The organism is Streptomyces corchorusii (genome assembly GCF_001514055.1).
In the GTDB taxonomy this organism is placed as follows: Bacteria; Actinomycetota; Actinomycetes; order Streptomycetales; family Streptomycetaceae; genus Streptomyces; species Streptomyces olivaceoviridis.
Genome location: NZ_KQ948356.1, coordinates 395,624 through 412,672, shown reverse-complemented (window position 1 = coordinate 412,672; position 17,049 = coordinate 395,624). Strand labels below are relative to the sequence as shown.

General features: G+C 71.7%; 21 protein-coding genes. 5 read left to right on the top strand and 16 right to left on the bottom strand.

Annotated elements, in window-relative coordinates; translation table 11 throughout:
* Window positions 1-43: 43 nt before the first annotated feature.
* From AQJ11_RS17410 to AQJ11_RS17355, 13 genes are all read right to left on the bottom strand, one after another.
* Window positions 44-1,201 (bottom strand): tyrosine-type recombinase/integrase, encoded by a 1,158-nt coding sequence (locus tag AQJ11_RS17410; protein WP_059263665.1) that lies wholly within the window; start codon window positions 1,199-1,201, stop codon window positions 44-46.
* Entirely contained in the window at window positions 1,201-1,389 is a 189-nt protein-coding gene (locus AQJ11_RS17405; protein WP_059263664.1) for a helix-turn-helix domain-containing protein, read from the bottom strand. Before AQJ11_RS17405 ends, AQJ11_RS17410 begins: the two co-directional genes overlap by 1 nt.
* A complete protein-coding gene (gene repSA / locus AQJ11_RS17400) occupies window positions 1,386-2,777 on the bottom strand; it encodes a replication initiator protein RepSA (RefSeq protein ID WP_059263663.1) in 1,392 nt (463 codons plus the stop codon). The genes AQJ11_RS17405 and repSA overlap by 4 nt, the downstream gene beginning before the upstream one ends.
* Window positions 2,774-3,439 (bottom strand): class I SAM-dependent methyltransferase, encoded by a 666-nt coding sequence (locus tag AQJ11_RS17395; protein WP_059263662.1) that lies wholly within the window; start codon window positions 3,437-3,439, stop codon window positions 2,774-2,776. The genes repSA and AQJ11_RS17395 overlap by 4 nt, the downstream gene beginning before the upstream one ends.
* Entirely contained in the window at window positions 3,436-3,606 is a 171-nt protein-coding gene (locus tag AQJ11_RS49815; RefSeq protein WP_167360861.1) for a hypothetical protein, read from the bottom strand. The genes AQJ11_RS17395 and AQJ11_RS49815 overlap by 4 nt, the downstream gene beginning before the upstream one ends.
* A gap of 5 nt (window positions 3,607-3,611) precedes the next feature.
* Window positions 3,612-3,791 (bottom strand): hypothetical protein, encoded by a 180-nt coding sequence (locus AQJ11_RS17385; protein ID WP_059263660.1) that lies wholly within the window; start codon window positions 3,789-3,791, stop codon window positions 3,612-3,614.
* 93 nt (window positions 3,792-3,884) lie between these two features.
* On the bottom strand, window positions 3,885-4,121 hold the full coding sequence (locus AQJ11_RS17380; protein ID WP_059263659.1) for a hypothetical protein: 237 nt from the start codon (window positions 4,119-4,121) through the stop codon (window positions 3,885-3,887).
* Between the two features lies 1 nt (window position 4,122).
* Window positions 4,123-4,425: a hypothetical protein gene (locus AQJ11_RS17375; protein ID WP_059263658.1), complete on the bottom strand. Its 303-nt coding sequence runs from the start codon at window positions 4,423-4,425 to the stop codon at window positions 4,123-4,125.
* Window positions 4,426-4,448: 23 nt separating this feature from the next.
* On the bottom strand, window positions 4,449-4,604 hold the full coding sequence (locus AQJ11_RS49810) for a hypothetical protein (protein WP_167360860.1): 156 nt from the start codon (window positions 4,602-4,604) through the stop codon (window positions 4,449-4,451).
* 14 nt (window positions 4,605-4,618) lie between these two features.
* Window positions 4,619-4,807, bottom strand: a complete 189-nt coding sequence (locus AQJ11_RS17370; protein ID WP_059263657.1) for a mobile element transfer protein — start codon at window positions 4,805-4,807, stop codon at window positions 4,619-4,621.
* A gap of 17 nt (window positions 4,808-4,824) precedes the next feature.
* On the bottom strand, window positions 4,825-5,496 hold the full coding sequence (locus tag AQJ11_RS17365) for a DUF2637 domain-containing protein (RefSeq protein ID WP_059263656.1): 672 nt from the start codon (window positions 5,494-5,496) through the stop codon (window positions 4,825-4,827).
* A 102-nt stretch (window positions 5,497-5,598) separates the two neighbouring features.
* Entirely contained in the window at window positions 5,599-6,939 is a 1,341-nt protein-coding gene (locus tag AQJ11_RS17360) for an FtsK/SpoIIIE domain-containing protein (RefSeq protein ID WP_059263655.1), read from the bottom strand.
* Between the two features lie 2 nt (window positions 6,940-6,941).
* On the bottom strand, window positions 6,942-7,271 hold the full coding sequence (locus tag AQJ11_RS17355; protein ID WP_059263654.1) for an SCO3933 family regulatory protein: 330 nt from the start codon (window positions 7,269-7,271) through the stop codon (window positions 6,942-6,944).
* Between the two features lie 194 nt (window positions 7,272-7,465).
* On the opposite strand from AQJ11_RS17355, the gene AQJ11_RS17350 reads away from it, so the two are divergent.
* Both AQJ11_RS17350 and AQJ11_RS17345 read left to right on the top strand, forming a co-directional pair.
* On the top strand, window positions 7,466-8,224 hold the full coding sequence (locus AQJ11_RS17350; protein WP_059263653.1) for a GntR family transcriptional regulator: 759 nt from the start codon (window positions 7,466-7,468) through the stop codon (window positions 8,222-8,224).
* Between the two features lie 820 nt (window positions 8,225-9,044).
* Window positions 9,045-9,314 carry a hypothetical protein gene (locus AQJ11_RS17345; protein ID WP_059263652.1) on the top strand — a complete coding sequence of 90 codons (270 nt, stop codon included), beginning with the start codon at window positions 9,045-9,047 and terminating at the stop codon, window positions 9,312-9,314.
* Between the two features lie 332 nt (window positions 9,315-9,646).
* Here AQJ11_RS17345 and AQJ11_RS17340 read toward each other — a convergent pair whose 3' ends face one another.
* Window positions 9,647-14,044, bottom strand: coding sequence for an nSTAND1 domain-containing NTPase (locus AQJ11_RS17340; protein ID WP_059263651.1), 4,398 nt, complete (start codon window positions 14,042-14,044; stop codon window positions 9,647-9,649).
* Between the two features lie 378 nt (window positions 14,045-14,422).
* Between AQJ11_RS17340 and AQJ11_RS17335 the strand changes: the two genes are divergently transcribed.
* Complete coding sequence (locus AQJ11_RS17335; RefSeq protein WP_059263650.1) at window positions 14,423-14,659, top strand: hypothetical protein; 237 nt, start codon at window positions 14,423-14,425, stop codon at window positions 14,657-14,659.
* 97 nt (window positions 14,660-14,756) lie between these two features.
* Window positions 14,757-14,957, top strand: a complete 201-nt coding sequence (locus tag AQJ11_RS17330; RefSeq protein ID WP_059263649.1) for a ferredoxin — start codon at window positions 14,757-14,759, stop codon at window positions 14,955-14,957.
* 53 nt (window positions 14,958-15,010) lie between these two features.
* On the opposite strand, the gene AQJ11_RS17325 is transcribed toward AQJ11_RS17330, so the two are convergent.
* Both AQJ11_RS17325 and AQJ11_RS17320 read right to left on the bottom strand, forming a co-directional pair.
* Window positions 15,011-15,793, bottom strand: coding sequence for a glycosyltransferase family 2 protein (locus tag AQJ11_RS17325; RefSeq protein ID WP_244218277.1), 783 nt, complete (start codon window positions 15,791-15,793; stop codon window positions 15,011-15,013).
* A 160-nt stretch (window positions 15,794-15,953) separates the two neighbouring features.
* Window positions 15,954-16,337 carry a DUF6344 domain-containing protein gene (locus AQJ11_RS17320; protein WP_014673787.1) on the bottom strand — a complete coding sequence of 128 codons (384 nt, stop codon included), beginning with the start codon at window positions 16,335-16,337 and terminating at the stop codon, window positions 15,954-15,956.
* Between the two features lie 254 nt (window positions 16,338-16,591).
* On the opposite strand from AQJ11_RS17320, the gene AQJ11_RS51080 reads away from it, so the two are divergent.
* Complete coding sequence (locus AQJ11_RS51080; protein ID WP_003999697.1) at window positions 16,592-16,720, top strand: DLW-39 family protein; 129 nt, start codon at window positions 16,592-16,594, stop codon at window positions 16,718-16,720.
* Window positions 16,721-17,049: the final 329 nt, after the last annotated feature.

The following is a 17,049-nucleotide window of genomic DNA, read 5'->3' as shown; positions in this document are numbered from 1 at the left end:
CCAGTCGGTATCGGCTGGGGGCCTTTGACATCCATGGCTGACATCAGCCGATGAGTGGATCTTCCAGAAGCTCGGCGAGCATGCCGACCGCTTCCCGCTCGCTGTCGCCGACCACGTGCGTGTAGACGTCCATGGTCATGCTGATCTGGCTGTGCCGGAGGATCGCCTGAGCGACCTTGGGGTGCACCTTCAGGAAGGCGAGCAGGGTCCCGCAGGTGTGCCGGGCGAGGCGGACCGTGATCCGGCGGACTCCGGCCCGCTTGACGAGCCGATCGAAGGTACGGGAGAAGCCCACCGGATCGATCATGCCGCCGTGCTCGGAGGAGAAGATCAGGTCATGGTCCGGCTCTTGCGACCAGTGCTCACCGGCGATCTTCCGTTCCAGTTCCTGAAGCTCCCGTCGCTCCTCCAGGACGCGAGCGCAGAACTCCGGGAGCGGCAGCACGGCCTGTGAGGACTCCGTCTTGAGGTCCTTGAGGACCAGGCCCACGCCCTTGACCCGCTGCACCTGCTTGACCGGGGTGAAGTGGCCGGCCTCGAAGTCGATGTCCTGCCAGCGCAGCCCAAGAACCTCGCTTCGGCGGAGGCCGAGGACCAGGACGAGGACGCAGGCCGCGTAGAGCCGGTGGACGCGCACCGAGCGCAGGAAGGCGATCGCCTCCCGAGCGTTCCATGCTGTGCCCCTGTCTTTGCTGACCTTAGGCATGTCGACCAGGAGAGCCACATTCCGCGTGACCAGCTCCTCGCGCATGGCCCGGTTGAGAGCGTTGCGTAGGACACGCAGAACCTCGAAGCGGGCGGAGGCCCCGACCTTTTCCCGTGTCAGTGTGGCCATGAAGGCACGGATCTGTGCAGGAGTGAGCTTGACCAGCGGCTTCTTACCGAGATGCGGCAGCAGGTACAGGCGCACCTTGGACTCGTACTTCACGTACGTGTTGTGCTCGCGCTCCGGAGCGACGATGTGCTCTAGCCAGTAACCCAGCCACTCTCCGAGCGTCCAGGACCGGGACGGCACCGGGATGCCGTTGCGCTCCTGATCCTGGAGCTTGCCAAGCTTCTCGTTCGCTTCATCCCAGGTCCGGCCGTAGACGTACTTGCGTACCCGGTTGCCGTCCGTGTCGGTCACATAGGCAGCGCCCTGGTACCGACCATCTGACCGCTTGGTGATCGTGCCGCCGCCGTTGGGCCGACGCTTCGCCATCAGGCAGCCTCCCCGATCTGTCCAGCGATGAAGTCGCGCACCGCCTGGTCGGGGATGCGGCGGCATCCGTCGACCTTGATGGACACGAGGCGGTGGGTGCGGATCAGGTCGTACACCTTGGTTCGGCCCACCTTCAGCCGCGCCATGACCTCGGGCACGGTCAGCAGCTCGGGGACGGCGGTGGTCATGTAGCGGCTCCTTCCAGGTCAAGCAGGGCGGGTAGTTCTTCGCGGGCGATCTCGCGGTTGTGCTGGATGTCGCGGCGGATGTTGGCGGCGAGCCAGGATTCGCCGGGGGTGTGGCCGTGGCCGGCGTAGGTCCAGTGGGCGAGGGTGAGCGTGGTGGCTTCCTCGTCGTCGGGGTTGGGCAGGCCGAGGGCGGCGCGTTGCTGGGCGGCGCGGTAGTCGGCGCGGACCTGGCGCAGGGCGCCGAGGGTGGTGGAGTAGCGCCGGGACTTGGTGGAGAAGTGGCCGCGGAAGCCGAGCATGTGTGCCCAGTCGCGCAGCTTGCGGTCCGGGTAGAGCGGGTGGAGGTCGAGGCATGCCTCGATGAGCCGGCGAGGGTGGTCGGGTACGCCGAGGAGGGTCAGTGCCTCTTTGTTGCCGATGCGGCGGTCGACGGTGCCGGTGGTCTCAGCGGCTTTGGTGGCGTACTTGGCGACGTAGGAGGCGACGGCTTGTTCGGTGATCTCCTCGCCGTCACCGAACGCGCGGATCGGGCGCACGTCGATCTGCGTTCCCCAGGTGAGGGTGCGGGCGGGCTGGTCCCCGGCGGGGTCGACGTCGACGGTGACGCGGGCGGCTGCGGCGCGGATGGCGTCGGTGAGCAGGTCGAGGGTCGCCCAGGCCGGCGGCGGGCTGTCGGGCCCGTCGGGGCCGTCGAAGCGGATCACGGCGTGGAAGTGGACCGCTCCGCGCTTCTGGTACTCGGCGACCTTGCCGAAGGAGACCCGGGACTGCTCCCGCGCGGCCTTCTGGGTGAGGCCGGCACGCTTCGCGATCTCCCGGCGCAGGTAGATCGTGAAGTACCGCCACAGCTCGGAGGCGTGGTTGTTCCACAGCACGGCGCCCGCGTAGTCGTACGACTCGGGGTCCAGCGGGGTGCCGAGTTCGGGCCCGCCCTCGCTGTGGCGGGTGCCGCAGCGGCAGGGCCTGTTGCCGGGCCGGTTGTGGACGGGGCCGAACGAGGGGGCGGTGAGGGTGGCGAAGACGCGGGGGTGGTCCCGGATCGTGTGGGGGGTGCCTTTGGCGGGGTCGCCGACGAGGCCGGCGCGGATGAGGTGGTAGGTGTCGCCGGCGTAGGTCCAGGCGCAGGAGGGGCAGCGGGAGGCGCGGCGGTTGCCGCAGGCGATGCGGAGGACGCCGCCCGGTTCCGTGTCGGTGGAGTAGTGGTGCAGGACGTGGCCGGTCTCGCGGTCGCGGGTGACGGTGGAGCCTTGCAGGCGGATCGGGTCGGTGCAGCCGCCGGTGCGGCGGATCTGCTCCTGGATGCGGTCGAAGCCGGTGGACCCGGCCAGCCTCAGCACGTCGTTGAGGGTGGCCGGGTCCAGGCCCGCCAGGGTGGCGGCGTCGGTCACGCAGCCACCTCCAGGAGGGAGGCGTACAGAGCGGTGCCGATGTATTCGGTGTAGGCGGGCGGGATGCACTCGCGGATGCCGTCGCGGTTCATCCAGGGCACACCCATGTCGTCGCGGGCTTCCTGGACGCCGGAGAAGTTGCCGACGTAGTGGGCGAAGTGCCCCTCAGCCCTGGGGCGGCCCATCTTCGTCAGGGGCGCGGTGTGCGGGCGGTGGCGGGGCGGGGTGAAGGTGAACCCGCCGCCGGTCTCGAACAGCCGGTGCCGGTACGTGCGCATCCCGAACACGGCCGCGCACAGCGTGACCGGGTCCCGCAGCTCGCAGGCTGCTTCTTCCACGTTCTCGATCACCCAGGGGCGGCCGGTGGCCTGGAGAGCGGCGCGGGTGGGGGCGATCAGGTCGGGGTGATCCCGGTGCTGGATGCGCTGGGCGAGGGTGTACCGCTGGCACGGAGGCGAGGCATGGATGAAGTCGAACTCCGCGCCGTGCTCGCGGACGAAGTCGACCGCGTCGGCCTGGATGAACCGGAACGGGTAGCGGGGCTGCGGGCTGCTATCAACGCCGGTGACCTCGAAGCCAGCGAGGTGGTAGCCCATGGCGGCGCCGCCCTGGCAGCAGTACAGGTCCAGCACCCGCAGGCCGTTGGGGAGAGCCGTGTTCACTGCTGACCCTCCTTCGCGGGGTGATCGTCGATCCACGCTTCCGCGCACACCTTGTGGACGGGCTTGCCGTTGTCGGAGCGGAGCGGGGTGGGCTTGGTGCAGATCACGCAGGGCTTGTCACTGCCGTGGTCGAAGTGCTCGGGCGAGCGCCAGTCGAGGAACGCCACGGCGGTCACCTCGTCCGGGTGAGCGCGGGTGCGGGGGCGGTGTGGCCGGTGCCCTTGCAGGCCGGGCAGGGGACGGTGAGGGTGGCGCGGCTGCCGTCCGGGTGGCGGGTGCCGGTGGTGATGGCGGCGGTGGCGAAGCCGTCGCAGTCGCGGCAGATGGGCGTGTTCTGGGCGCGCTGGGGCATGATGAGGGTTCCCTTTCGGGTCCGTTGGATCTGGAAGAGATGCAGGCGCCCGGGGCGGCGGAAGTTTGGCGACCGAGGCCGCCCCGGGGGCCGTCAGCGGCGGCGGTTGCGACCGCGTGGGATGGGCGGAATGGAGTCGTAGGACTCCTGGCCGGCGCGGAAGTCGCTCAGGTCGGTCACGTCCTTGTCGGTGCCGATCTGGCGCATGATCCGGTTCATGGCCCTGGTGTCGCGGTGGCGGCGGGCGATGGCGTACTCGCGGCCGAGTTCGACCATCTCCTCGTTGCGGGCGGGTTCCGGGGTGTTGTTCTTGCGGCTGAAGATGCCCATGTCAGCGCTTCCTTTCGGCGTTCAGGATCGAGCGGAGGACGACGGCGCACACGGCCACGGAGGTGGCGGTGATGGCGACCGCGAGGAGCATGGAGACCAGGACCGCGCCGACGACCAGGACGACGGCCGTGCCGCCGCCGACGAGGGCGAGCGCGGTGCCGGGGGTGAGCTGGACGGTCGGCCGGTTCGAAACCGGGGCCGCCGGGGCGACCGGGGCCTGTTCGGCCGGCGCCGGGGTGCTGGTCTGCGGCTGGATGGTGGCTGGCGGGGCGGTGTCCTGGGGCGGGTACTTCGGGGTGAACACGGCGGGTTGCCCTTTCGGTTGGGTTAGTTGACGAGGGAGGCGACGACGGGGCCGAGGAAGCTGTGGGCGACGAGGTAGCCGCCGAGGAGGAGCAGGGCCACGAGCCACCACGGCGGGCGGACGTGCTTGACGCCGAGGTAGCTGATCGCGGCGACGGCGAGCCAGAGCGGAACGTCCATGACCAGGTCTCCTTTCAGGACTTGCAGCGGTGGGTGCGGGCGGCGAGTTCGGCGGCGGCGCGGCTGTCGTAGTCGGCGGAGAAGCCGCAGCGCGGGGCGGTGCAGGCGGCGGTGTGCTTGTCGCGGCCACGGCCGTCGTAGGAGGTGGCGACCTGGACGGGGCCGATGCGGACCACGTCACGGAAGCAGCGGTGGACGGTCACGGGCGATTCCCTTCGGGTCAGGCGAGTTGGAGTTGATCGGTGATGGTGCGGGTCATGTCCTGGGGCAGGCCGAGGCGGGCGGCGAGCACGTCGGCGGGCATCGAGGAGCCGGTGGAGGCCCGGTGGGATTCGGCGAGCTTGCGGGCGTGGTCCAGCAGCGCCGCCGGGATGACCGGGGCGGAAGCCGCGGGCTTCACCGGGGCCGGTTCTGGCGCGGGCGCGGGAGCCAGTTCGGGAGCCGGCGCAGGTGCGGGTTCGTCGGCGCGGTGGACGGCGACTTCCGGCACGACGGGTTCCTCGGTTTCCGGCTCAGCCGGGGGCGGGGTGGTGGGTGAGTGGACGAGCAGGGTTCCGCCGAGGAAGGCCAGGGCAGGCCAGCCAGCCACGAGGATGCGCAGCCAGGCCGGGACGTTGCCGAGGTCAAGGAGTCCGGCGGTGGCGATGTTCGCGCCGAGCGAGGCGCCCAGAGCGATGACGAACCAGGTCCAGGCCGAGCGGTCACGCCGGGCGTTGCGCAGCCGACGCCATGCGGCGACCAGCAGCAGGTCGACGGAGACCGGGTAGGCCCAGGCCTTCCACCCGGACTGACCGGCCGCTTCGGCCAGGTCGTGCAGGTGAGCGAAGGACAGCGCACCAGCAATTACGGCCTGCACGAGCACGGCATCCGGGCGGAGGGACGAGCGAGGCATGGAGAACACCTCCCTTCACAGGAGTCGAGCCCGGAGATCAGGCATGGATGGGGTAGGGACCTGGCGCGGGAGCGGTCGCGCCGACCGTGGAACAGGGGTTGGTTACTCGGTGACCGGTCGCGGCTTGACCAGCGACGGGCCCTCCGCCGACGCCTGGACGGGCACGTAGGGGCGGAACGGGTCGAGGAACGGCAGGTCCGGGACCAGGTGGGCGAAGGCCCGGCAGACCGTCACCACTTCTTCCTGCGTGACGGCCGGGGTGCGGATCTTCGACCAGCCGCCGGAGGTGTCCGCAGCGACGGCGGTACCGGGCCGGTCCATCTGGATCAGGCTCGCGGCCGGCACCGCATCCGGGGCGACATCAGCCAGGCCCATTTCGGCGGTCTGCTTGTCGTTGACGCGGTGCACGACACGGCCGGTGAGCTGGGCGCGGAGCATGGTGGCGCCCTTGCCCAGGTCGGAGCCGAACCGCTGCCCGCAGATCTCCAGGTAGATCCCGACCGCGCGAGCCATCTGCGCCAGCCGGATCAACGCGGTCACGATCCGCTCCCGCCGCTCCTCATCCTTGCGTGAGGAGATCAGGAACAGTTCCGCGACCTCATCCACTAGGACCACCACCGGCACCGGCCGCAGCTCTTCGGGCAGTTCCCAGATGTCGGCGACGCCGTGCTTGCTCAGCAGGTCGAAGCGGTCCTCCATCTCCGCCACCAGGATGCCGAACAGGGACGCAGCATCATCCGGGGTGGTGACCAGGGCCGACAGGCGTGGCGCGTAGCGGGACTGCTCGACCCCACGCTTGCAGTCCACCCCCACCAGCGCGACCGGGAGCTGAGCCAAGCCCTTGATCAGGTTGCGCTGGAACATGGACTTCCCCGACAGGTTCGCGCCCAGGGTGAGCGCCATCGGGGCCTTGCGGTAATCCCGCTCGAAAGCAGTCCCGTCCTCCCGCAGGGCCACCGGCACGATCATGTCGTGCGGCACCGCCTTACGCGGCATCCGGACCCGGCGCAGCACGTCATACCCGGTCATCCGCAGCTCAACGAAACCCGGCTTTGTCTCCACCACGGTCACCGAGTGCACACCCCAGGCATGCCGCAGCCGTTCCGAGGCGGCGGCCACGTCGGCGGGCTCCAGGCCGGCCGGAAGCCGCAGGCTCACCCGCAGCCCGGTCGACGTGCCCCGCACCCGGCGGATCTTCGGCGGAACCGGCTGCACCTCACGGCGAGCAAGGTTGCGGGTCATGAACGCCCGCAGACCCGACGGCTGCACCGTCAGCCCGCACACGTCCATCGTGGACCGGTACGAGAACCCGAACCGGGTCAGCGTCGCCGGCAGACCCACCAGCGCCCAGTACGCGCGCGGCGCCCGCACCTTCGCGTAGCTGACGCCGCCGGCGGCGGTTAAGCCGGCCGTGGCCTCCAGCCACATCGTCACGTCGGTCATGGTCAGGCCGCCGGGGTGATCGCGACCGCGCGGAACGAGATGCCGTGCCGCTTCTGCCCGTTGAACTCGTTCTCCCAGTCACGGGCCTTCAGCCCGATGACCTTGACCGGCATGCCCGGCACCAGGTCCCCCTGGTAACCCGTCTCCGGGATGGTCACCTGGTACAGGTTCCCCTCGCCCTCGTCGGAGACCAGCAGGCCCACGGTCGACAGCGGGGCGCCGGTCTCGCGGTCCATCGCGCGCTCACCGGTCTTGGCGTTGGCCAGCTTCGGCGTCGGCGCGGTCGCCACGAACACCACGGCGGACGACAGGTCGATCTTGAAAGACGGCATGAGTGCATCCCTCGTTCTGGGGAGGTCTCCCGATGTGACCTCTCTAGACATCTCCATAGAACAGTACCTCTCTAGAGACGTCAAGAGGGATGTATAGAGACGTTGAAAGGTGCGGGTGTGGGCTACACGCAAGGGGCAGGGCAACAACTGTTGCCCTAGAGTGGGATGTCTAGAGAAGAGAGGAGGGCTCCCGAATGGCCAGCACCGACGATGACCGTCGGCCGAAGTACCAGCGGATCGCGGACTCTCTACGGGAAGCGATCCAGTCCGGCACGTACGGTCCCGGTGATCGGCTTCCAGGGGAGAACGAGTTGATGGCCACGCATGGCGTGGCACGCATGACAGCTCGCCAGGCACTTAGCGTGCTGAAGGACGAAGGGGTGGCCGAGTCCCGAAAGGGCGCCGGCGTCTTCGTCCGAGCCTTTCGCCCGTTGCGGCGCCGAGGTATCCAGCGCCTCTCGCAGGAACAGTGGGGTAGCGGGCGCTCGATCTGGTCTGCCGACATCGAGAACCGCACCCTCGCGGTCGACCAGGTCACAGTGTCGGAGGAAGAGGCACCTGAGGGGATCGGGGCCGTCCTGGAGCTTGGGGACGGGGACACCGTGTGCGTGCGCCGGCGGCGGTTCGTCCTGGACGGGAAGCCCGTCCTTCTGGCGACCAGCTATCTGCCCACCTCGGTGGTTGCCGGGTCTGCGATCACGCAGGAGGACACTGGACCCGGCGGAACGTACGCCCGACTCGCCGAACTCGGTTACAAGCCCGTCCACTTCCGCGAAGAGATCCGCTCCCGCATGCCTACGAAGGGCGAAGCGGATCAACTGAGCATCTCCGCCGGCACGCCGGTCATCCTCATCTGCCGGACCGCGTTCGCGGACGAGGGGCGCCCCGTCGAGATCAACGAGATGACGCTCGATGCCGCCTCCTACGTCCTGGAGTATGACTTCGACGCGTAGCCCACGCGAGCTGTTACAGGTTTCTCTACCTCATCAAGGCACCCGGCTGCGCTCCGCTCCGCCGGGCGCGCTTCCCGGCTCCGCTGCGCGCTGCGCTCCTGCCTTCGGCCCGCTCCGCGCACGCTGTGCCGACGCGCGCCCACTGGTGGATAGGGCCGGCGGCCATGAGGCGAGCACCGCATAGAGCGGCCTACGGTCAAGACAATGCCTCCGGCGGGGGATCGGCCGGCACCGGGATGGAGGGGGCGCCGTTCCCGACCGCGGGCCCGTAGTGGCGTGCGCGGGGAGCTCCCATCCCGTCCACCGCCGACCCAGGCAGAGCCGAGCAGACGCGGCCCATGGCGTCCAGGTCGTTCGTACAGTGGCGCGCTCCACCTGGACGCCATGAACCACGCCCGCTCCACGGTGTGTGGGTCGACGGCGGACGGGATGGGAGCTGGGGTGAGTGGTGGGCGAGGATACGAGGCCGCCAGACCCCTCGATTATTTTTGTGATCCCAGTCACTCAAAAAATACGGACATGTTGCGCAATTGGGCGTGTGACACGAGATTTGCAGGTCGTTTGGGCGCCGTCATTGTCAGTAGGGTGTGATATAGCGGTGCGTTTCCGCAGGTCACTGTGAACCTGGGCAAGCGGTCCGTGGGGCATCGGACACGACATCCTGTACGTGGACGACGAGTTCCTCGACATTAGCGAGACGAGGACTGAGCGGACCAACGTGTCAGCGTCGTGCCATACCGTTGGAGCATCAACACCGAAGGACGCGCCCGCCTTTGGGAAGAGGATCCGGGCGCGCCCTTCTGGCAACCAAGGAGGACGTATGCCCATCCCGGGCCTTGGCGGACTGTCGGTGCTCGACACCCACCTGCTTGAAACTGTCGCACGTGGGACTGACAGCTGCAAGAAAATCACGATCCCGCTGGCTGTGATCATGGCGTGCGTGATCAACGGCGACACGATGACCGGTGCTCTGCGTCAGGCGACATGGCTGGTCGTCGCGGTGACCGTTCTGGTCGTCGTGAAAGCGCTCGCCGATTGGCTTCCGCAGCGGCGTGTCAAGCCCGTCGGTGCGCCTGACACCAGTAGCTGACACCAACAGCGGCGAACGCCAAGGAACGCGAACGGCCCCCAGCGGTCGATAGACCGTCGCCCGGCTTGGATCTCTCCACCTACCCGGGGGCCGTGATCGACCTGATAAGGATGAGGCCACAGGTTCAAATCCTGTTAGCCCCACCAGCGAGAAGACCCCCGGTCCAGCAGGGCCGGGGGTCTTCTGCTGTTCGGGGGTGGTGGGGTCCGGGGGAAGAAAAAGGCCCGACCGCTGGCGACGGGGGATGCACCAGCGATCGGGCTATGGCCAAGGGTAACAAGGTTGTCGGTTGTGTGGGGCCAAGTACGGGGGGAATCCCACAGGTTGGCCGATCATCGACCGCACGGGGGGTCGTAGCCCAGGCGTGGCAGGTACTCGTGCCAGCGCTGGGGGGTCAGGACGCCTCGGGTGACCGAGCAGATGTGCCGGATCGCCGTGTCGGCGTCCAGGCTCCACAGCCGGACCGTGTCGGCGCCGCTGGAGACGCCCAGGACGTGGCTCTCGGGGCTGAAGATGAGGAAGTTGCCCGTCTTGGCGTTGGGGCTCATCGACTGGCCGATGGGGGTCGCCGAGGCGGGGTCGGCGACGTTCCACAGGCGGACCGTGTTGTCGCTGCCGCCGCTGGCCAGGGTGTCGCCGCCGGCGCTGAACGTCAGGGACGTGACCGCCTCGGTGTGGCCGGTGAGCGGCTTGCCCAGGAGTGCGGCGTGCGCGGGGTCGGCGGTGTTCCACAGCCGGACCGTGTCGTCGTCGCTGCCGCTGGCCAGCGTGTGGCCGTCCGGACCGAAGGCGAGCGCGTTGACCGGGCCGGAGTGGTCGGTGAGCGGCGTGCCCAGCGGGCGGGTGTGCGCGGGGTCGGTCACGTTCCACAGCCGGATCGTGCTGTCCGCGCTGCCGCTGGCCAGCGTGTGGCCGTCCGGGCTGAAGACGAGGCTGTTGATGTAGCCCCGGTGGCCGGTGAGGGGGCTGCCGAGCGGGGCCGGGCGGCCCGGGTCGGTCACGTCCCACAGCTGGACGGTGCGGTCGTCGTAGGCGGTGGCCAGGGTGCGGCCGTCCGGGCTGTAGGCGAGCGCGTCGGAGCCCATGAAGCGGGTGCGCAGGTGCAGCGGCGGGCCGGCGGCGACCGGGTGGGCGGGATCGGTGACGTTCCACAGGTGGACCGTCCGGACGCCGGTGAGGACGGCGAGCGTGCGGCCGTCGGGGGAGAACATCAGGGAGCGCTGGTCGCCGTCGGCCCGCATGAACGGCTCCCCGAGCAGGACGGGCCGGCCGGGCCGCGTCACGTTCCACAGCCGCAGCCTGCCGTCCCGGGCGGCCGTGGCCAGCACCCGGCCGTCCGGGCGGAACGCTCCGCTCCGGCCGATCATGTCCGAGGTCGGGACCGACCACAGGCGCACCTTGCCGTCCCCGCTGCCGGTGGCGAGGGTACGGCCGTCCGGGCGGAACCCCAGGGCGTACATCTCCCCGCTGCTGCCCGCCAGCGGCTCGCCGACCTGGGACGGGGAGCCCGGGTCGCTGACGTTCCACAGGCTCGCCGTGCTGTCCGCGCTCGCGGCGGCGAGCCGGACGCCGTCCGGGCTGAACGCCACCGACCAGACCGGGCCGGTGTGGCCGGTCAGCGGCGAGCCGACCGCCGCGGCGCGGGCGGGGTCGGCCACGTCCCACAGCCGGATGGTGTCGTCCGCGCTGCCGCTGGCCAGGGTGCGCCCGTCGGGGCTGAAGGCCACCGAGTGCACGAGGTCGGTGTGCCCCCGCAGTGTCCTGACCGGCTCCGGCCGGCGTGGCGCGGAGAGGTCCCACAGCCGGATCGTGTCGTCGTCGCCGCCCGTAGCGAGCGTCCGCCCGTCCGGGGCGAACGCCACACAGCGCACCGCGGCGCCGTGCCCGCGCAGGGTGGCGAGGGCGCCGGGCCGGCGCGGGTCGGTGATGTCCCACAGCCGCACGGTACGGTCCTCGCCGGCCGTGGCCAGCGTGCGCCCGTCGGGACTGAAGGCGACCAGGTAGATCGTGCCCTGGCGGCCGGCGAGCGGCGTGCCCAGCGGGCGGGCGTGCGCGGGGTCGGACACGTCCCACAGCCGGACCGTGCCGTCGTCGCCGGCGCTGGCCAGGGTGCGGCCGTCCGGGCTGAAGACGGCACTGCTCACCCAGCTGGTGTGACCGGTCAGGGGCGCGCCGAGCGGGGCCGGGCGGTGCGGGTCGGTCACGTCCCACAGCCGGACCGTGCGGTCGTAGCCGGCCGTCGCCAGCGTGTCGCCGTCCGGGCTGAAGGAGGTGAGGTAGACGGCGCCGGTGTGGCCGGACAGCGGGGTGGCCAGCGGCGCGTTCACGATCGAGATCAGACGGCTGTACGTGCCCTCGTCGTCGGGGCGGAGCTGGTGCGCGACCAGGTCGAGCTGGGCGGCCAGGGACGGGTCGGTGTGCTGGACCCGGTCGGCCTCGGCGAGCACCTGCTCGAACACGGCGTCGTCCCGCTGCTTCCAGGCGATCACCGCCGTACCGGCCGCGAGCACGGCCAGCGCCACCAGCGCCGCCACCGCGGCCCGGCTCAGCCACACCGAGCGCTTGCGCAGCCGCACCGAGGCCGCCAGGAACTCCACCGCGCTCCGGGTCAGGTACGTGTCCCCGGCCGACCGGGCCCAGCCGCGGGCCTGCTCCAGCCGCGACCCCCGGTACAGCAGCGAGCTGTCCCGGCCCGAGTCCTCCCAGGCCCGGCCGTCCTCCTCCAGCCGCTGGCGCAGCAGGTGGTCGCCCCGGCCCTCGTCGATCCAGTGCCGCAGCCGGGGCCAGGCGTGCAGCAGCGCCTCGTGGGTGATCTCCACGGTGTCCGCGTCCAGCGTCACCAGCCGGGCCCGCACCAGGGCCTCCAGCGACTCCTCCGTCTTGCCGGGGTCCGACGACTCCTCCGCCAGCTGCCGCCGGGTGCCGCGCCGGCGCGTGGCCTGGGTGTCCTCGCCCAGCCGGACCAGCCGCAGCAGGAGCAGCCGGGCGGCGGCACGGGCCGCCGGGTCCAGCCCGGACCAGGCGCGCTCGGCGGTCGCCGCGACCGCGCCCTGGATGCCGCCGGCCGCGCGGTAGCCGGCCAGTGTCAGCCGGCCGGCCTTCCGGCGCTGCCAGGTGGCCAGCAGGGCGTGCGAGAGCAGCGGCAGCACGCCCGCGTCGTGCGCGCCGCGCGGGCCGTCGGCGCTCACCTCGCGCACGATCAGCTCGGCGAGGCCCGGCTCCAGCTCCAGCCCCACCGCCTTGGCCGGACCGGTCACCGCCTCGCGCAGTTCGGTGCTGGTCAGCGGGCCGAGCACCATGTGCCGGTGCTGGAGCGCGTCGGCCAGTTCCGGGTAGCCGAGGCACTGCTCGTAGAAGTCGGCGCGGATGCCGAGGACGACCCGGACGGGCGCGGGTCCGGCGGCGCCGGGGGGCGGGGTGCAGGCGGCGTGCAGGAAGTGGATGAAGACGCGCCGGTCCACCTCGTCGGCGCAGAGGGTGAACGCCTCCTCGAACTGGTCCACGATGACGACCGGCCGGTCGTCCGGGCCCGTCGCGCGGTCCGCCCAGGCCGCGACCGCCTCGCGTACCGCCCGGGAGATGTGCGGGGCGTCGCAGCCCGGCAGCGCCGGGTTCCGCGCCGCCTCCCGCTCGGCCCTGCGGGCGTCGGCGGCGACGGCGGCGAGACCGGGGACACGGCGGACCAGCTCACCCAGCGGATCGGCACCCGGGACCAACTGGAGGACGGGGCCGGGCGGATCGGCGGGATGGTCGGCGGGGGCATCGGAGGAAGGGCCGCCGGGGTCGTCGGAGGAAGGGGCACCCGGGCGGTCGGCGGGCTGGCCGGAGTGGTCGACCGGGGGCGGAGACGCGGGGAGCTGGGCGGGGGCCTCTCCGGTGGGCGCCTCCTCCTGCCGGGGAGGGACCGTCTCCTGCCGGGGAGGGGCCGTCTCCTGCCGGGGAGGGGCCGTCTCCTGCCGGGGAGAGACCGTCCCGTCGGCTGCCGCCCCCTTGCCGCCCGCGCCCGCGTTCCCAGCCTGAACCCCCGTGCCCGCGCCCGTGTTCCCGGCCCCGCCATGAGCCCCCGTGCCGTAAGCCCCCGCACCGGCGTCCCCGGTCCCGCCGTACACCCCCGCTCCCAGGGCCCCGCCCCGGATCGCCGGGACCAGGCCGGCGTTCAGCAGGGAGGACTTTCCGGCTCCCGAGGCGCCGACCAGCATGACCAGACCGCCGGACCGGTCGGCCGCGCGGAGCTGGTCGACCAGGGCCTTCGTGCTCCGCTCCCGGCCGAAGAACCACCGGGCGTCCTCCCGCCGGTACGGGGCCAGCCCTCGGTACGGACACACGCCACCGGCGACGGGCGGGGCCTGGGCCGGTGGCCGCCGGTTCTCCTCCGAGGGCGGCGCGGGCCGGTCGCCGGCCGGTCCGGCCACCGCCAGCTCCCACAGCCGCTGCCAGTGGGCGAGGTCGTACAGGCCGGCGGAGACCGGTGCGGGACGCAGCCGCCGCGCCTCCGGGATCAGGATGTGCAGGACCGCCGCGAGGGCGGCGAACTGGGCCGGTACGTTCCTGGCCCGGCGCCAGTCGCTGATCCGCTGCGCGGACACCCGTACCGGCCGGCCGCGCTCATCGATCCGCTGGAGCCGTGCGACCGCTTCGGAGACGCTCTTGAGGGGAGGATTTCCGGCCTCCTTGTACAGCAGCGCGAGGCGCTCGGCGAAGGCTGTGCGTGCCCCTGAGTCGGAACTCAAGGTCCCACCCCTCACTTTCCTCCGCGTGTGACGTCCGGACCGGAAAACTCACCTTATACGCCTGACCTGCGGTTAAGGGCCGGACCGGAGACCGGAACCTCCTCCTCGGCGGTGACAGATGGCAGGATCCGAACCCGGTAGCGGACCCGTCACACACCGTCCGGACAGGCCACCGGCCCAGCGCTCGGAGAGACAGCCCATGGCACCGAACGTTCTCGGTCAAAGTCGGCGACCTCGCATCGCGCCGCGCCGACCCGCGCCGACCCGCGCGCAGTCCCGGAAGCCGTCCCCGTTCTTCGACCCGCGCCGCTTCGCCGACTTGGCGCGGGTCGACAGCCCCGCACCGTTCGGCACCGGTCCCCACGAGGGGAGGGACCGGTGCCGAGCGGGCGGGAACCTGGCTATCCGACCCTCCGCCAGCTACGGTTCGGCTCGCCCGCCGTTCCCGTGACGGACCGCCGGCACCAGGTGCTGATGGCCGGGCTGGGCAAGGCGGGCCTGTACGACCTGGGCCCCGGGGACGACGAGGCGGTCCGCGCCCTGGCCGACCGGCTCGACGAACCGACCGTCCGCCGGGTGGCCCACCGGCCGGCGGCGGCGGGCGGGCAGCGGTAGTCGCGAGCCGGCCCGGTGGTCCGGTTCGGCAGGCGCGCGGCCGGGCAGTGACGTGCTGAGGACCGCCGGAAGGTCTCCGCCCACGACTGGAGGACAGATGAAGGTCTCCGTCGACCGCTCCCTGTGCTACGGCTCCGCCGAGTGCGCGCACCGGGCGCCGGCCGTGTTCGCGTTCGAGGACGGGTACGGCGTCGTACGGCCCGGCGGAGCGGACGCGGCCGAGGACCCGCGGGTCCGGGAGGCGGTCCTGGAGGCCACCGAGAAGTGCCCGTCGCAGGCGATCGTCCTCACCGAGTAGTACGGGCCCTCCACACCTGTACGGGCCCGCCTCACCCAGTACTACGGCCGACCTCAGCGAGCGGCGGAAGGAGCCGGCGGATAGGTCCAGCCGAAGGCGGCGAGCGCGCGCGCCCGGGCCTCCGCGACGGCCATGCGGGCCGCGCGCTCGGCGGGGTCGGCATGGGCCGCCTGTCCCGTGACCTGACCCTCCCACTTGCGGTACAGCAGACCGGGCTCCGCCGAGAACCAGCCGCGGCTCACCGCGTCCAGCGCCAGCAGCAGGCCGGTGTCCTCCGAGGCCGGCAGCGCCATCCAGCCGCCCAGCGCGGTGAGCAGCTCCCGCCGCACGCACAGGCCCGCCGGGTGGACCGGGGCCAGGAAGTCGTTCCGCTTCCAGTGGTCGAGGACGGTGCCGCGCTCGATCGGGCCTTCGTCGGGATCACCGGGGAAGGCGGCCGTGGAGCCGTCGGGCAGCAGGTCGAGGACACGGCACGTCGTCCAGCCGACGGTGTGGTCCGCCTCCAGCACGGCCAGGTCGCGGGCGAGCGCGCCCGGCATGAGCTGGTCGTCGGCGTCGAGCACCTTGACGTACGCGCCCCCGGCGCGCGCCAGCGCGATCGTCCGGGCGACCCCGGGCCCGCCCGGCCGGCCCTGGCGGAAGCTCACGCGGGCGTCGTCCGGGACGTGCGGGCGGACCGCGTCCGTCGTGCCGTCCTCCTGGACGAGCCACTCCCACTCCCAGCCGGCGGGCAGCCGCTGTGCGCACAGCGATCTGTACGCGTCCGCCAGGAACCGGGCGGACGGGCCGTGGACAGCGGTGACTACGGTGACGCGCCGGTTCACGGCAGCGCTCACCACCTTTCCGTGGGGTGCGGGTCGTTGCCGTACGAGGATGGCCTACCGGGAAACGCGCGAGACCCCCGGCCGAACCCGGCCGGGGGTCTGTTCGTGTCGACTGGTGCGTACGCAAGTCGCCGTGCGGTCGAGACGTTGCGGTACTGCGGCGGAGGAGGGATCAGCAGTCGAGGGAGTCCGAGAGGTGCTGGTCGTGGGAGCTGGGCTCCGTCTGCTCCGGTACCCGCGGCTGCGATTCCGTCTGTGTTCCGTCGAGGGGGCGGTGCCGGCAGCTCGGCGTCTTGCCGTGGGCCTCGGCCCGGATCCGCTGCTTCATCGTGGGGGGCAGGGCCCTGGCATGGGACCAGGCCCAGTGGCGCATCGCCGGGATCGTCGGGGTGGTGCGGTGCGCGGTGCCGGTGCCGGTGCTCGGGGTCTCGGTCCGGGGTGCGGCCGCGGCGGCGGTCGTGGCGGTGGCGGAGACGAGTCCGAGCGCCGTGCACAGCGCGAGGAAGGCGGTGACGATGGCGGTCCACAGCTTCATGACCTTGTTCTGGGCGGTCATGGCCCCTCACTTTCGGGTTGGGCGATTTGCGTACTTTCCTCATGATGTGTATGTGGGCCGGGAAGTGGTGGACCGACGCCCGTGGCGCGTCGATGTTCAGATCAACACCACTCGGACGGGTGCACGGGGGCGGGGAACCTCTGCCGCTGCCGAGGCGGCAACCGGGCCCCGACGCAGGTCACCGATCGATATCGGTCGGTGTGTATAGTCGGGCGCCAGAGGTCCCCTACGTCAAGGAAAGACGAGGTCGCGCGGTGAAGAAGCTGCTCCTGGTCGCACTGGCCGCCATCGGCGGGCTCCTCGTGTACCGCCAGATCCAGGCGGATCGCGCCGAGCAGGATCTGTGGACGGAGGCGACTGACTCCGTGCCCACGGGTTCGTGAGTCCCGATACCCGATCTGTACCGACCCCGGCCGCCTGCGCGGTCGGGGTTTCGTGTTTCCCGGCCGTGCCGCGCGGCCCCCTGCTTCGTGTTGCGGGGTCCCGGCGGGTGCGGTAAACGGGGCGGGGCGGCAGGGACCGGACGGTGCCGCGCGTTTCGGACGGGCGTACGCGTTGCCCGGATGGCGCAGCGGCGGCCGGGGCAGGATGGGCCTGCGGTCCGCCGGTCCGGTGCGGCCGTCCGACGACTGGGGGTGTGGCGCGTGCGGGGCCGAGGGGGCGGTACGGCGGCGGGGGCCGGGTCGGCCGGGTGGCCGGCGGCGTGTCGGGC

Excerpts from the sequence above, each read along its gene's own strand:
- AQJ11_RS17410 (WP_059263665.1), bottom strand. The coding sequence starts at position 1,201 with ATGGCGAAGCGTCGGCCCAACGGCGGCGGCACGATCACCAAGCGGTCA.
- AQJ11_RS17405 (WP_059263664.1), bottom strand. The coding sequence starts at position 1,389 with ATGACCACCGCCGTCCCCGAGCTGCTGACCGTGCCCGAGGTCATGGCG.
- AQJ11_RS17385 (WP_059263660.1), bottom strand. The coding sequence starts at position 3,791 with ATGCCCCAGCGCGCCCAGAACACGCCCATCTGCCGCGACTGCGACGGC.
- AQJ11_RS17380 (WP_059263659.1), bottom strand. The coding sequence starts at position 4,121 with ATGGGCATCTTCAGCCGCAAGAACAACACCCCGGAACCCGCCCGCAAC.
- AQJ11_RS49810 (WP_167360860.1), bottom strand. The coding sequence starts at position 4,604 with ATGGACGTTCCGCTCTGGCTCGCCGTCGCCGCGATCAGCTACCTCGGC.
- AQJ11_RS17365 (WP_059263656.1), bottom strand. The coding sequence starts at position 5,496 with ATGCCTCGCTCGTCCCTCCGCCCGGATGCCGTGCTCGTGCAGGCCGTA.
- AQJ11_RS17360 (WP_059263655.1), bottom strand. The coding sequence starts at position 6,939 with ATGACCGACGTGACGATGTGGCTGGAGGCCACGGCCGGCTTAACCGCC.
- AQJ11_RS17355 (WP_059263654.1), bottom strand. The coding sequence starts at position 7,271 with ATGCCGTCTTTCAAGATCGACCTGTCGTCCGCCGTGGTGTTCGTGGCG.
- AQJ11_RS17350 (WP_059263653.1), top strand. The coding sequence starts at position 7,466 with ATGGCCAGCACCGACGATGACCGTCGGCCGAAGTACCAGCGGATCGCG.
- AQJ11_RS17345 (WP_059263652.1), top strand. The coding sequence starts at position 9,045 with ATGCCCATCCCGGGCCTTGGCGGACTGTCGGTGCTCGACACCCACCTG.
- AQJ11_RS17330 (WP_059263649.1), top strand. The coding sequence starts at position 14,757 with ATGAAGGTCTCCGTCGACCGCTCCCTGTGCTACGGCTCCGCCGAGTGC.
- AQJ11_RS17320 (WP_014673787.1), bottom strand. The coding sequence starts at position 16,337 with ATGACCGCCCAGAACAAGGTCATGAAGCTGTGGACCGCCATCGTCACC.